Source organism: Chlamydia sp. 04-14, assembly GCF_036632095.1.
Lineage (GTDB): Bacteria > Chlamydiota > Chlamydiia > Chlamydiales > Chlamydiaceae > Chlamydia.
In genome coordinates, this window is the sequence record NZ_JAPYKW010000001.1 from 203,853 (window position 1) to 217,649 (window position 13,797).

Consider the following 13,797-nt stretch of genomic DNA (forward strand, 5'->3'; position numbering starts at 1 on the left):
TTATGTGGACTCACCCAATTAATTACGATGTTATTGTAGTTGGTGCTGGGCACGCGGGTTGCGAGGCTGCATTTTGTTCTGCAAAAATGGGAGCCTCCGTATTAATCTTAACTTCAAACTTAGACACTATTGCTAAGTTAAGTTGTAATCCTGCCGTTGGTGGTATCGGTAAGGGGCATATTGTTCGAGAAATCGACGCCCTAGGTGGTATCATGGCAGAGGTTACTGATCAGTCTGGGATACAATTTCGTATCTTAAATCAGACCAAGGGTCCTGCTGTCCGTGCTCCAAGAGCTCAAGTTGATAAGCAAATGTATCATATTCATATGAAGCGCTTATTAGAGAGCATACCTAACCTGCATATCATGCAGGGTACGGTTGAGTCCTTATTAGACAATGAAAGTGTCATCCAAGGTGTCAGCACAAAAGAAGGAATCGTCTATCTAGGGAAGACGGTTATTTTGTCCTCAGGGACGTTCATGCGCGGCTTAATTCATATTGGAGACCTTAATTTCCCCGGTGGACGTCTTGGAGATCCTGCGGCAACTGGGTTATCAGCAGCTCTAAAAGAGCGTGGTTTCCCAATTAGCAGACTAAAAACGGGCACTCCTCCGCGTCTATTAGCTTCTTCCATTGATTTTTCTGTAACAGAAGAACAACCTGGAGATCCGGGTGTAGGATTTGTTCATAGAGATGAGCCTTTTGTTCCTCCCCTACCTCAGGTATCTTGTTACATCACTCATACGACTCAGAAAACAAAAGATATTATTGCAGCTAATATTGGACGATCAGCTCTATACGGAGGCCGTATTGAAGGCATAGGACCTCGATACTGTCCATCTATTGAAGATAAAATTGTTAAATTCGCAGACAAAGAACGTCATCATATTTTCATAGAACCTGAAGGAATTTATACTCAGGAAGTTTATGTGAATGGTTTATCCACATCGATGCCCTTTGATGTGCAATATAACATGATTCATTCAGTCCAGGGATTAGAAAATGCAGTCATTACCCGGCCTGCTTACGCTATTGAGTATGATTACGTTCATGGCAATGTCATCTACCCCACTTTAGAAAGTAAAATTATAGAAGGTCTATTTCTATGCGGGCAAATTAATGGAACAACGGGATATGAAGAAGCCGCTGCTCAGGGGCTTGTTGCAGGCATTAACGCGGTAAATAAAATACTCGGGAAACCTGTATTTATTCCATCACGACAAGAGTCCTATATTGGCGTGATGCTAGACGATCTCACCACTCAAGTACTAGACGAGCCTTATCGTATGTTTACAGGGAGAGCAGAACATCGTCTACTCTTAAGGCAGGATAATGCTTGTTTACGCTTATCTCACTACGGTCGTGATTTAGGGCTCCTAAGTCAAGAGCGTTACGAAATCTTTGAAAATCAAAAGCAAATTATAGAAGAAGAAAAACTTCGTTTAAGTAAAACATTCAAAAAGTATGGAAATTCTGTTGTCTCTCTAGCGAAAGCTTTATGTCGTCCGGAAGTATCTTACGATATTTTAAAGGAAACGTTCCCGGATGACGTACGTGATCTTGGTTCAACACTTAATGCCTCTCTAGAAATGGAAATTAAGTATGCAGGATATATAGATCGTCAGAAATCTTTGATTCACAGCTTATCAAAATCAGAGAATATGATTATTCCCGATGACATAGATTACCAAAACATTTCCTCATTAAGTTTAGAAGCCAGAGAAAAACTAGCTAAATTTACCCCAAGAACTATAGGATCTGCTTCAAGGATATCAGGAATCGCTTGCGCTGATATTCAAGTATTGATGGTTGCAGTAAAAAAACATGCTCACCAATAAATGTATTTTCTTAAATCTATCTGGGATCTCTATCTTCGAGCAACTGCAAATAGAAGAAGCTCTTCTTCGCAACTGCAAAGAAAATATCTGTATCATTAACTCTAATGCGCCAGAAGCAGTCGTCCTTGGCATTTCAAGACGTCCAAATGAAGATCTTCACATCCCTGAATTGCGGTCCGATAATATTCCTATAATTAAACGTTACAGTGGTGGTGGAACAGTATTTATTGATGAAAATAGTTTATTCGTAACCTGGATTATGAATTCTGTCGAATCCATGGCGAATTCTCATGATTTGATGCAATGGTCTTATGATATCTACGCGCCTATCTTCCCCAAGGCTTTTTCCATTAATGAAAATGATTATACTTTAGGGGAGAAGAAAATTGCAGGGAATGCTCAATATATCCAAAAGTCTCGTTGGGTACATCATTCAACATTTCTATGGGATATGGATATAGACAAACTTAAACGTTACCTACCAATACCCCAAAAACAACCATCATATAGGAAACAACGATTACACGAAGATTTTCTAACAACCATTCGTTCGTGGTTCCCTACTAAAGAAAACTTTTTCGATAAATTAAAAGCATCTGCGGGCAATATTTTTCTTTGGGAAACTCTTTCAGAAGATGAACTGAAAGATATTCTGGAGAAACCTCATAGAAAATCCACGACGTTATTATAAAAAGTTTTTTGACTACTTAGCTGAATTAACTATTTCAATTTTGCTGAAAAAATAGCTAATTTCTATAGCCGCATTTTCTAAACTATCAGATCCATGTACTGCATTAATTCCTATAGATTCGCCGAACTGAGCACGAATAGTGCCTTGAGCAGCTTCTTGAGGATTTGTAGCTCCCATAATTTCTCGATTGCGAACTACAGCATTATCACCTTCAAGAACCATAACAACAACTGGACCTGAAATCATGAAATCCACAAGTTCTTGGAAAAATGGCCGAGATTTATGGACGGCGTAGAAACCTTCAGCTTCTTTCACTGATAAATGCATCATTTTCATAGCAGCTATGCGGAATCCTGATTTTTCAAAGATTGCAACAATCTCACCAATATGAGCCTTGCCAACAGAATCAGGTTTGATAATTGATAGCGTTTGTTCCATGTATATACAATCTCCTTAAACAAAATGAAGTGAATGTGAGAGAAATTATACCACTATCTTCAGGAAAGTCTAGTTCTTGTTCAATCCTTGTAAGTTCTTTTTTAAAGCAATAGGAAGAATTTCCGCTAACGATGCATTGTCTGGAAGTTCACTCATAGCTTCAGCAATCATCCTCTCCGCCGAAGATTTAGGATATCCTAATGCGGCTAGTGCCTGTATCCCCTCATCCATACACGAGGGTTTTGTGGGTTCCCAAGAAGCAGTCACTTGAGAATCTAGAGGAACAAGATCGGGAAGCTTTTGCTTGAGATCCACCATAAGCTTTTCTGCTGTTTTTTTCCCTATACCTGGGACAGAAGCTATGGCTTTGACATCCTCAGCACGCGCTATAGAACAGAGTTTATTAAGAGAGAATGTATTCAATATCGCCAGGCCTGTCTTAGGCCCCACTCCAGAAAATGAAATTAACATACGGAAACATTCACGTTCTGCTCGAGAGTTGAATCCATAAAGAACATGTTCTGTTTCACGAACAACTGTATATGTATAAACAATAATTTCACGATGTAATTGACTTGATAATTCAATCAACCAACGATCAGAAGCAAAAACACTAAACCCGAGTCCCTGACATTCGATCACAATAGTTCCCGAACTCATATAAGTAAGAATTCCGCGAATATAGTCGTACATTATCGAACTCCTAAACAAGTGTAAGCAGAAGTGTGTGCATGACATATTGCTAATGCAAATGCATCTGCAATATCCTCACAATTAGAATTTAAGACATCAGGAATATTTAAAATCTTACTAACCATTAGTTGGACTTGCTGTTTACTCGCATTTCCTTTCCCTACAACAGCTCTCTTAGCTACATTTGGAGCATATTCAAAAACAGGAATGTCTCTTAAAGCAGCTGCAAGGACGAGTACACCTCGCGCCATACCTAATTTTATAGTGCTTTGTGGGTTCTTATGAACATATTGAGTTTCAAGAACTACAGCATCAGGAATGATATCATCTAACACTCCGGATAATGTTTGGAAAAGCTGTTTATAACGCTGTGTTAGTGAGTCTTTGGAAGATAAACGAATAGCCCCATAACTATGAGCTCGTATCTTATAACGCTGTTCAACAATGATAATAGCGTATCCAGAAACTAGTGTTCCGGGATCAATCCCCATAATCAATTGCGTCATAATTGAGTCCTTATCGAGACTTAAGAAAGGTTCTCCGAACGGAGCATGTAGAGTTTATTCTATGCTAGCTATATATAATTACAACTAGAAATCTTGATGTAAGGCCTAATCTACAAGCCCACTACAATTTGATTCCTGAGTACATTCAGCACTGTTACAATCTAAATCCCTACCTAAAAGCTGTTTTAAACGGGATACATTCAAAACATCTTCGAAACCAAGTTTCTTATTAAGCGTTTGTATTTGACAATACTGCTCTTCAATAAGATCTTGTAGTAAAGCAATTTCCTTCTTTTTCTGAACTAACTCATTTTGAATATGTAGAAGTTTTTCTGATTCCGTATTTATATATGCCGTTTGTCTGTAGTTCTGTAACTCTAGACTCAATCTTGCGATTTCTTCTTGATATTTCTTATCCTGATCAGATTTTTTCTGATGTAAAATCATTATAGTTTCATTTAAATCTATTATTTCTTGCTGTTTTAATGAGCTTTCCTTTGACCCTTGTTCAAACATGTCAGTTTCAGGAATACGAGATAGGGTTAGCTTGTCTAACTGTTCCTCGAGGATCTTAATCTTATGTTCATAACATAGACGTCTTCCCTCGCTAATTTCTGTTTGTTGAACACTTTCTATCAAATCCCGTTTCAATTCATCAATGATATCATTTTGATGACGTGTTTGTTGTAACTTCTCAGAAAGACGATGTTGTAACCAGCCGTTCTCGTTCTTTAGCTTTTCGATTTCAGTATTTCTAACCTCATCACGAGATAAAAACTCTTTTTCTAAAACCGACAATCGATCTTTCCATTCTAAATGGGCATCTTGCTCATTAGAAAGATCTTCTTGTAATAATTCAGATGTACTTGGGATAAGTTGCCCACTCATTTTACTACAAACATCTGCTAAAGCATTACAAGCGTATTGCCATTCCATAATGTCTGCATCTTTCCATCGACAGAGCAACAGAAGCATAGATCTCGAGTATATATCGTAATGATTTGAAGAAGAGCAGGTGGAGTTGCTAGACCATATAGAAGTTAGATGCAGCTTAATTGCCGATAAGAGCCGCCGCAAAGGATACCTCTAAGATATTAATTTGATTTTTCCGGTTTATAGCACAGGAGGGAGTTATTGTCTCAATTTCACAATCAAGAAAAAGACATCCAAAAAATCTAGAAAATCTAAGTTGATGTTTCCTAGTGTGGATACCGAAGTTTTAGAATTTCACAAAAAATTAAATGAAAATAAAAAATTGATCAATTCACATCATGTTCAACAATGATGATGAATCGTTAGGTTAAGATCTAAACAAAAAAAAGAAAAGAAAAGTGCTCAGAACAAGACTCGAACTTGCACGGGCTTGCGCCCAAGGGATTTTAAGTCCCTAGTGTCTACCATTCCACCATCTGAGCAATAATGAAGAATCTCGCCAATTACGAATTAAATAACTGATGCGATTCGAACTATAGTTTCTGGAGTATCTATCTTAAGAAAAAAACCAAAAACATAACTCAGAATCTTATCAGATGACACTTTCTAGATCAATGGTTTTCAAAGAGAAGACGGCCAAAAATCTCTAAGGAATTTTTATTCGTCTTCCATTGGGAAAGAGGATGATAAAGGCTGTTCGCAAGTTGGGGCCCCTTCCATTTCTTCTTCAGGGAAAATAACTGTCTGATCACCTGATAACAAAGCATTAATCACTTCAGAACTTTCAGTTACCAAAGCCTGTAAAGATTCGTCTAAATCGGCTGAAGTCACTGTGGGATCCGAAACAGCTTGAGAGATAATCTCAGAAATTAATTTCGCAGGAGGAGGCAATAGAGAGAACTTTTTTTGCTCACTTAATTTATTTTCTTGGGATTCTTCCCAAAGTTCTTCAGTAACAGCATCGATGATCTCTTGAGAAGATCCCGCTACTTCAGAAACTTCTTTATTAGTTTTCTTGCGTCCTTGCTTTTTCTTCTCTTTCCACTTATCCCCTTTACGTTCTTTTTTCTCTTTTCTAGTTGTAGAATGAGAAGACGCTGGCGTAGTGGAAGTTTCTGAAGACGAGGACTCAGCTGTAACAACTGTTTCTGAAGAACTTTCTTCAACAACAGCTACGGGAGCAGCCTTAGGCAATTTAATTAAAGCTTCTCGGCCTCCGGCAATTTTAATACCACGATCTAAACCTACTGCTTTAAGGTTGATCTTAGTATCTCGAATTTCCATTACCTCGTAATCCCCTGCGGGAACAATGAACGGTTTACTATGATCGCAGTTACGGAAAAAACAGGTGTTTCCTAAAGAAATTACTTCAACTGCTTCAACAACAAAAGGATCCTGAGAAAGATGCTTAGTATTACGAACTGATAACTTGTACCCTTCTCTCGACGTAATTACAGTTTCAATAACTGGATCTCTTGTAAAATACACGAATTTAACCTTTTATTTAGAGTTTTTTGCTACATACTCTAATAAATCAACTATGCGAGTTGCATACCCTATCTCATTATCATACCAGGCAACTAGTTTGAAAAAACGATCGGTTAACGCTATCCCTGCACCAGCATCGAATATAGAAGAATATTCACATCCTATAAAATCAGAAGAAACTACTTCTTGATCCGTATAACCTAGAATTCCACGCAAACTAGTTTCTGAAGCATTTTTAATAACTTTGCATATTTCTTCATATGTTGTTGACTTCTGCAATCTTACAGTAAGGTCAACGACAGAAACATCAGCAACAGGAACTCTAAAAGCCATTCCGGTTAATTTATTCTTTAATTCTGGGAGACATAGGGCAACAGCTTTCGCAGCTCCAGTAGAAGCAGGAACGATATTTTGAAAAGCTCCTCTACCACCTCTCCAATCTTTCTTAGATGGACCGTCTACAACACTCTGAGTAGCTGTAGCGGCGTGAACTGTGGTCATTAAGCCTTCTTCTATACCAAAATTATCTAACAACACTTTAGCCAAAGGAGCAAGACAGTTGGTAGTGCACGAAGCATTGGAAATAATAGTATCCTTCTCAGGATCAAACTTATTCTCATTTACTCCCATTACAAATGTCGGAACATCTCCTTTCGCAGGGGCAGTAATAAGTACACGCTTCGCACCAGATTCAAGATGTTTGGCAGCATCTTCTTTTTTTGTAAATAAACCTGTACTTTCAATAACAGTATCTACACCTAGATCTTTCCAAGGAAGCTTTTGGATATCACGCTGATCTAATAATTGAATTCTACGGCCATCAACAACAAGATAGCCGTTATCATAAGATACATCTGCTGAGAAACGCCCATGAGTAGAATCGTATTTAAATAAATACGTTAAAGCCTCTCCAGGGACAAGATCATTAACAGCCATGACTTCGATAGAAGAATTTCTTTTTAGAATTTGTCTTAAAACTAATCTTCCAATCCGTCCAAAACCGTTAATTACAACTTTCATCACTATTCCCTAGTAGTCAGTATTCGCAAAAAAAATAGCCTAATTAGCTAAAAATTCTATAATACACTTTCGTGCATTATCACCAACTCTATTTTGTAATTTCAAAATACGCGTATAACCTCCATTTCTAGAGACAAAACGAGTACCCAATTCATCGAATAGTTTGTTTATTACTGTACGATCTACGTTATAAGCTGATAAATCGCCGGCCTTAGCTTGACGAGCTTCTTTACTTGTCAACTTATTGTATCTGACCATTAGTCTAGCAACAGCTAAACGTCTTGCAGCTAATGTATTTTTTTTAGCTAATGTGATCATCTTATCCGCACAACGACGCAACTCTTTTGCCTTAGGCAAAGTAGTTTCTATTCTTTCTTGGTGGATTAGAGACTTTAACATGTTAGCTAACATACAACGATTATGCGCAGAAGTACGACCAACTCTAAATTTCTTTCTAGCGTGTTGCATATACTTAATTATCCCTTGACGTTTTTAGACCGAATCTTTTCGGCATAACTCTTCATTTTTTCTTTAACGTTGTCTAAACCAACGCCAAATTGACTGAGATCCATTCCCAATTCGAGTTTCATTTCTTTCAACTTATTCTTAATCTCACAAAGAGACTTCTTACCAAAGTTTCTAAATTGTAGCAAACGAGGCTCTGGCATGATTACCAATTCACCAATGGTTTCGATATTTGCATTAGACAAACAATTTGTAGATCTTACAGAAAGTTCAATCTCATTAATACCTAAAACCAATTTATGAAGAATATCGTCTTTATTCTCTTTCTCAATGGAAATAGCTTCTTCAAAGACTATTTTCTTCTCATCCATTCTTTCAAAAATAGAGAAATGCTTATTTAAAATTTGTGTAGAGAAAGCTAATGCTTCTTTAGGAGATACTCTACCATCTGTTTCCACATGTAGAACCAAGCGATCAAAATCTGTGTCTTGACCAACACGAGTATCTTCTACGAAATAATTAACTAAAACTACAGGCGAGAAGGCTGCATCTAAAATGATCTCATTCACACCTTTATCTTCGAGAATGATTCTCTCAGATGTAGAATATCCTCTTCCAAAAGCCACTCTTAGAGCAATTTCAATTTGCATAGGCTGTGTTACAGTGAAAATTACATGATCGGGATTAACAGACTCAAACCCGCCTTCTTGCAACAAATCAGCCAACGTTACGGATCTTTGACCACCACAAGCAGCCAGATCAGAAGCATCTACAGAAATAGTAGACTTTAATAATTGAGTGCAACGACCATCCTCACTATCTTGGAAAGGATATTTCTTCAGCAAAGCTCCTTTCAAATTTAAGACGATGTTTGTTACATCTTCTACGATTCCATCTATTGCCATGTACTCATGAAGTACGCCAGTCATAGAAAAGGAAATAATTGCAGGAGCCTCTAAACCAATTAGCAACGCTCTTCTCAAAGCATTACCTAAGGTATGCCCCATACCTCTTTCTAGAGGTTCTGCGACAAAATTCGCCTGCTTATCAATCGATCCCCCGCTACCTTCTACAGCCATCATTTTGACTGATTCTGGCAATTCAAATTTATCGTAAAGTAAATTTTGTGAATTATCCGACATCCCTTTCTCCTTCCCTAAAACTACACTCTGCGCCTTTTTCTTGGTCGACAACCATTATGAGGAACAGGAGTTTCGTCACGGATGACAGAAACAACTAAACCAGCGGCTATGAGAGCGCGAACCGCAGATTCTCTGCCAGCTCCGGTGCCTTTTAAACATACTTCGACTTCTTTAAGGCCAGAATTCATAGCATTTTTTGCAGCGTCTTGTGCAGCCACCGTTGCAGCAAAAGCAGATGACTTACGAGATCCGGAATATCCAACTTTTCCAGCTGAAGCCCAAGAGATAGTATTACCCGCAGGATCTGTTATGGATACAATCGTATTATTGAAGGTAGCCTTAACATGAACAACGCCTGAAGGAATATTCTTTAACTGTTTTCTTTTTACGCCTTTTTTCTGCGTTTGATGTTTAACCAAAACACGTTCTCCTAAAAAAATTATTTCTTCTTACCTGCGACCGTTTTACGCTTGCCTTTACGTGTTCGAGAATTTGTTTTTGTTCTCTGTCCTCTTACAGGCAATGAAAGACGATGTCTTTGTCCACGATAGGCGTGTATAGAGATCAATCTTTTAATATCTGACTGCACACGACGTCGCAAGTCTCCTTCAACTACATATTCTGATTGTAGGAGAGAATTAAGGCGGCCTATTTCTTCTTCCGTCAATTCAACAGCCCTAGCTTCAGGATTCAATTGCAACTTTGCAATAATCTCTTCAGAAAGAGCTGGCCCTATCCCATAAATATATGTAAGACTTATTTTTAATTTTTTCTTCGCAGGAATATCAATTCCAATGATGCGTGGCATACGTAGGGCCTCCCTTAAAGTAGTATAAGCATCTTAGGTCAAAAATTGTTATTTTTCAATGCCTTCCTTTGGAACGATCTTTTTTCAAAAAACTATCGTACCGACGCATAAGCAAAAAGGCATCCACTTGTTTCATCGTATCTAAAACCACACCAACTACGATCAACATTGCTGTGCCGCCTAAAAAATAACTCACATTAGCATCTACATTAAGAATACGTCCTAAAATAGATGGTAAAATAGCAATAACAGCTAAGAAGACCGCTCCTAATAAAGTAACGCGGTTCATGGTGTATTCTAAATATGTTTGTGTAGGCTTCCCTTGTCGAATTCCAGGAATAAAAGCGTTATTCTTTTTCATTTCAGAAGCAATTTGTTCCGGATGAAACTGGGTTGCTGTCCAAAAATACGTAAAAAATATTATAAGCAGAACGTAACATGAAGAATATACCCAACTACCTGGGGATAGCATCATAGCAATTCGCTTAAGCCATGAAGAATCCGAAGACATGAATTGCCCTATAGTCGCAGGGAACATTAGCAAGGACGAAGCGAAAATAACAGGGATAACGCCCGCATAGTTAACCTTCAGCGGCAAATAGGATCCCCCTCCGGGGATTTCTCTCCTACCAATTACTCTACGTGCATATTGCACAGGAATTTTTCTCACACCTTCAATAATCAATATTGTTGTTATGAGAACGAATACAAAAATAAAACATAACAAAAGTAGCGAGAACAAACCTAGTTGAGAAGGATCTTGAGAACCAAGATTCAACTTACTTACTATTGACCCCAAAACAGAAGGGAAGGAAGCTAAAATCCCAAGACTGATAATTAAGCTAACGCCATTACCAATACCTTTATCAGAAATCTGTTCACCTATCCACATGAGCAGTAATGTTCCTGTCGTCATAACAATAACTGTTGTCATATAGAATATCCAGGGGGCTCCAAATAGCTTGGATGACAACAAGGTTGGAAGAACAATGCCTGGAATAGACATATTCATTTTTAAAGCAAACTTAGCAAAAAGCAGTGATTGAATAACTGCTAAGCCAACTGTAAATAGACGAGTTAATCTGCCAATCTTTCTTTTGCCTTGATCAGGACTTTCTCGCATTTCCCTCTGTATTGAGGGCATAAATACTAAAAGAAGTTGGACTATGATAGATGCGGAGATGTATGGAACCACACCTAACGCAATAACTGTCATTTGTGCAAAAGCTCCCCCAGAAAAAATATCAGCCAACTGAAATAAATTCTGACTAGAACCTAACAACTGTTTAAAATAAGCTACGGCGCGTTCTCCGTTAATTCCTGGGACAGGGATGAACACACCAACTCGGCAGGCCGCAAGTAAAGCAAAGGTAAAAAATAACTTTTGTCTTAACTCAGCAATGGAAAATATCTGTCGTAAAGTTGTCATAATCGGGCCTGAAAAATTTTATCTTTAAGCAACACCAATAAGGTTTCGTACTCCTTGAGACAATACTACATTAGCGTCCTTCCAGATAAACGTTTTCTCTAATTCGCCTTTAACAATCACTTTCACTCTAATCGCGTGCTTATCTATAGCTCTTTTTTGCTTTAAAGCATCTAAAGTAATTTCTTCTCCTTCGTTGAATAAAACATTCAAACGCTGAGTAGTAATTTCTTCTACACACTTATCAAAACGTTTATGAGAAAATCCTCTTGTAGGAACTCTTCTGTAAAGAGGAACTCCGCCTCCCTCATAACCAAATCGACGTTTATAACCAGAACGGCTTCCATCTCCCTTATGGCCTCGGCAACTTGTTTTACCATGACCTGAGCCAGGACCGCGTCCTAATAATTTTGTTCTTCTCTTTCTTGGTGAAGGATCTTGTAATGATTCTAATTTAATCATGTGTCACTCTTCTCCTTTGTAAAACGTCTTTCCTGCTAGAAAGACTCAAGAGAGCTTTAAAAGCAGCTTTTACTTGGTTCATAGGGTTATTTGAGCCTAAACTTTTGGCAACAATATTCTTGACTCCAGCCATTTCCAAAATCAAACGAATACGTGAACCTGCCACAATTCCAGTTCCTTGTTTAGCAGGCTTCAAAAGCAATTGAGCTCCGTCCTGATCAACTAGAACTTCGTGAGGAATAGAATCACCTTCCAAAGATTCAATAGTGATTAAATTCTTTCTCGCAGCTTCTCCACCTTTGCGAATAGCATCTGTTAGTTCATTTGCTTTGGCAAAACCGTAGCCCAAGCGTCCCTTACCGTCACCCACCAAAATAAGTGCGGAAAAACTAAATTTACGACCGCCCTTGACTACTTTTGAACAACGATTGACAACAAGAACTTTCTCCTCTAGCTGATCTTCTTTGTGAGAATTCTTTGATAACGTCATCTCTTAAACCTTTATTAAAACTGTAATCCGCCTTCTCTAGCACCATCAGCCACCATGGCAATAACTCCATGATATTTGAAAGGACCACGATCGAACACAACTCGATCTACCTGAAGACTTTTCCCTATCTCGGCAATTTTGGTTCCTAACGTTTTAGCAACGTCTTGATTCTTTTTAATTAATCCGGAAGCCTTACTTGATTTCGCCATAGTCGAGACAGAAGCCAAAGTTTTGCCAATAGAATCATCAATTAATTGTACATAGATATGCTTGTTAGTCTTCACAACAGACAAACGAGGCTTTAAAGAAGAGCCCCTTAAGACTTTACGCACTCTTAAAGCCCTACGAACTTTCTTTTCAGACTTCTTGAATAACGAATTTTCCATAATCTAACTCTGCCTTACTAAACTATTTTTTACCTGTTTTTGCCGCTTTCCCAGCCTTACGACGAACATACTCGTTTTCATAGCGGATACCTTTACCTTTATAAGGTTCAGGACGACGTTTAGCACGGATACTAGCGGCAAATTCTCCAACTAGCTGCTTATTTATTCCCTTCACTGAAATCAAGGTGTTCTTCTCAACAGTAACTTGAAGCTCCGCAGGAATAGGCATTTTCGTAGGATGAGATACTCCGATAGACAAATCTAATATAGATCCTTGAACGACAGCTCTAAAGCCGACTCCAATCATTTCTAATCGCTTCTCGAATCCTGAACTGACTCCCTGAACCATATTAGAAATTAAAGCCCAAAACAAACCTTGCATACGACTTGGTCTATCAACGACACCAGGAGCTGCGTGAACAAAAACTTCCTTATCTTTGATATCGACAACCACTTCTGGCGCTAATACTTGTTTTAAAGAGCCCTTAGGACCTTTTACTAAGATTTCATTATTTTGAATGGAGACCTCTACTCCTTGAGGGAGCACAATAGGGTCTCGAGCTTTACGAGACATTCCTTACCGTCCTATAAATTCTTTTATCCTGTTACCAAACTAAACAGAGTAGTTCGCCACCAATATTTTTAGCTCTAGCTGTCGATCCATCTAACACCCCTTGAGATGTGGAAAGAACAGAAATACCCATATTTCCGAAAACATAAGGGATCTTTGCAGCAGGAACATAAACCCTTCTAGAAGGTTTAGAAACTCGCTTTAATTGGCGTATCACAGGCTTGCGATCATTACTATATTGTAAAAAGATACGCATTGTGCGTTTGCGATTTTCTTCTTTCACTAGATAATGAGCTAAAAACCCATGCTGTTTCAGAATTCTTACAATCGATTCACGCATCTTGCTGTGCTCTAAATCCACATATAAATGCTCTGCCTTCAAAGCATTTCGGATTCGTGTTAATAAATCGGCTATAGTATCACTTGTCATGCCCATACTG

Annotated in this window: 18 protein-coding genes and 1 tRNA gene; 2 read left to right on the plus strand and 17 right to left on the minus strand. The window is 38.3% G+C overall.

The annotated features are described in order from the left end of the window. Window positions 1-2 precede the first annotated feature (2 nt). Together mnmG and O6937_RS00845 are read left to right on the plus strand one after the other, a co-directional pair. A complete protein-coding gene (mnmG, locus tag O6937_RS00840; protein ID WP_332389824.1) occupies window positions 3-1,838 on the plus strand; it encodes a tRNA uridine-5-carboxymethylaminomethyl(34) synthesis enzyme MnmG in 1,836 nt (611 codons plus the stop codon). Continuing rightward, window positions 1,825-2,529, plus strand: coding sequence for a lipoate--protein ligase family protein (locus O6937_RS00845; protein WP_332389825.1), 705 nt, complete (start codon window positions 1,825-1,827; stop codon window positions 2,527-2,529). Before mnmG ends, O6937_RS00845 begins: the two co-directional genes overlap by 14 nt. A gap of 12 nt (window positions 2,530-2,541) precedes the next feature. Here O6937_RS00845 and ndk read toward each other — a convergent pair whose 3' ends face one another. The 17 genes from ndk to rpsH form a co-directional block, all read right to left on the minus strand. After that, complete coding sequence (gene ndk / locus O6937_RS00850; protein WP_213240175.1) at window positions 2,542-2,967, minus strand: nucleoside-diphosphate kinase; 426 nt, start codon at window positions 2,965-2,967, stop codon at window positions 2,542-2,544. Between the two features lie 69 nt (window positions 2,968-3,036). Continuing rightward, complete coding sequence (gene ruvA, locus O6937_RS00855) at window positions 3,037-3,660, minus strand: Holliday junction branch migration protein RuvA (RefSeq protein WP_332389826.1); 624 nt, start codon at window positions 3,658-3,660, stop codon at window positions 3,037-3,039. Further along, window positions 3,660-4,166: a crossover junction endodeoxyribonuclease RuvC gene (ruvC, locus tag O6937_RS00860; RefSeq protein ID WP_332389827.1), complete on the minus strand. Its 507-nt coding sequence runs from the start codon at window positions 4,164-4,166 to the stop codon at window positions 3,660-3,662. Before ruvC ends, ruvA begins: the two co-directional genes overlap by 1 nt. Window positions 4,167-4,271: 105 nt before the next feature. Beyond that, window positions 4,272-5,102 carry a hypothetical protein gene (locus O6937_RS00865; RefSeq protein ID WP_332390116.1) on the minus strand — a complete coding sequence of 277 codons (831 nt, stop codon included), beginning with the start codon at window positions 5,100-5,102 and terminating at the stop codon, window positions 4,272-4,274. Between the two features lie 396 nt (window positions 5,103-5,498). Then, window positions 5,499-5,581 (minus strand) — tRNA-Leu (locus O6937_RS00870). A 175-nt stretch (window positions 5,582-5,756) separates the two neighbouring features. Further along, window positions 5,757-6,587 carry a GrgA family transcription factor gene (gene grgA / locus O6937_RS00875; RefSeq protein WP_332389828.1) on the minus strand — a complete coding sequence of 277 codons (831 nt, stop codon included), beginning with the start codon at window positions 6,585-6,587 and terminating at the stop codon, window positions 5,757-5,759. A gap of 12 nt (window positions 6,588-6,599) precedes the next feature. Next, the gene (gap, locus tag O6937_RS00880) at window positions 6,600-7,607 is read right to left on the minus strand and encodes a type I glyceraldehyde-3-phosphate dehydrogenase (protein WP_332389829.1); all 1,008 of its coding nucleotides are present in this window, start codon (window positions 7,605-7,607) and stop codon (window positions 6,600-6,602) included. Window positions 7,608-7,646: 39 nt separating this feature from the next. Beyond that, window positions 7,647-8,075, minus strand: coding sequence for a 50S ribosomal protein L17 (rplQ, locus tag O6937_RS00885; RefSeq protein ID WP_332389830.1), 429 nt, complete (start codon window positions 8,073-8,075; stop codon window positions 7,647-7,649). An 8-nt stretch (window positions 8,076-8,083) separates the two neighbouring features. After that, window positions 8,084-9,214 (minus strand): DNA-directed RNA polymerase subunit alpha, encoded by a 1,131-nt coding sequence (locus tag O6937_RS00890; RefSeq protein ID WP_332389831.1) that lies wholly within the window; start codon window positions 9,212-9,214, stop codon window positions 8,084-8,086. A 20-nt stretch (window positions 9,215-9,234) separates the two neighbouring features. Then, window positions 9,235-9,633, minus strand: coding sequence for a 30S ribosomal protein S11 (gene rpsK / locus O6937_RS00895; protein ID WP_117273803.1), 399 nt, complete (start codon window positions 9,631-9,633; stop codon window positions 9,235-9,237). A 20-nt stretch (window positions 9,634-9,653) separates the two neighbouring features. Continuing rightward, window positions 9,654-10,022, minus strand: coding sequence for a 30S ribosomal protein S13 (gene rpsM / locus O6937_RS00900; RefSeq protein ID WP_011006085.1), 369 nt, complete (start codon window positions 10,020-10,022; stop codon window positions 9,654-9,656). A 55-nt stretch (window positions 10,023-10,077) separates the two neighbouring features. Continuing rightward, a complete protein-coding gene (gene secY / locus O6937_RS00905; protein WP_332389832.1) occupies window positions 10,078-11,451 on the minus strand; it encodes a preprotein translocase subunit SecY in 1,374 nt (457 codons plus the stop codon). A gap of 24 nt (window positions 11,452-11,475) precedes the next feature. Continuing rightward, a complete protein-coding gene (rplO, locus tag O6937_RS00910) occupies window positions 11,476-11,910 on the minus strand; it encodes a 50S ribosomal protein L15 (RefSeq protein WP_332389833.1) in 435 nt (144 codons plus the stop codon). Further along, a complete protein-coding gene (gene rpsE / locus O6937_RS00915; RefSeq protein WP_332380732.1) occupies window positions 11,903-12,400 on the minus strand; it encodes a 30S ribosomal protein S5 in 498 nt (165 codons plus the stop codon). The genes rplO and rpsE overlap by 8 nt, the downstream gene beginning before the upstream one ends. A 14-nt stretch (window positions 12,401-12,414) precedes the next feature. After that, on the minus strand, window positions 12,415-12,786 hold the full coding sequence (rplR, locus tag O6937_RS00920; protein ID WP_332389834.1) for a 50S ribosomal protein L18: 372 nt from the start codon (window positions 12,784-12,786) through the stop codon (window positions 12,415-12,417). Between the two features lie 22 nt (window positions 12,787-12,808). After that, window positions 12,809-13,360 carry a 50S ribosomal protein L6 gene (rplF, locus tag O6937_RS00925; protein ID WP_332389835.1) on the minus strand — a complete coding sequence of 184 codons (552 nt, stop codon included), beginning with the start codon at window positions 13,358-13,360 and terminating at the stop codon, window positions 12,809-12,811. Between the two features lie 31 nt (window positions 13,361-13,391). Then, window positions 13,392-13,793: a 30S ribosomal protein S8 gene (rpsH, locus tag O6937_RS00930; RefSeq protein WP_332389836.1), complete on the minus strand. Its 402-nt coding sequence runs from the start codon at window positions 13,791-13,793 to the stop codon at window positions 13,392-13,394. Window positions 13,794-13,797: the final 4 nt, after the last annotated feature.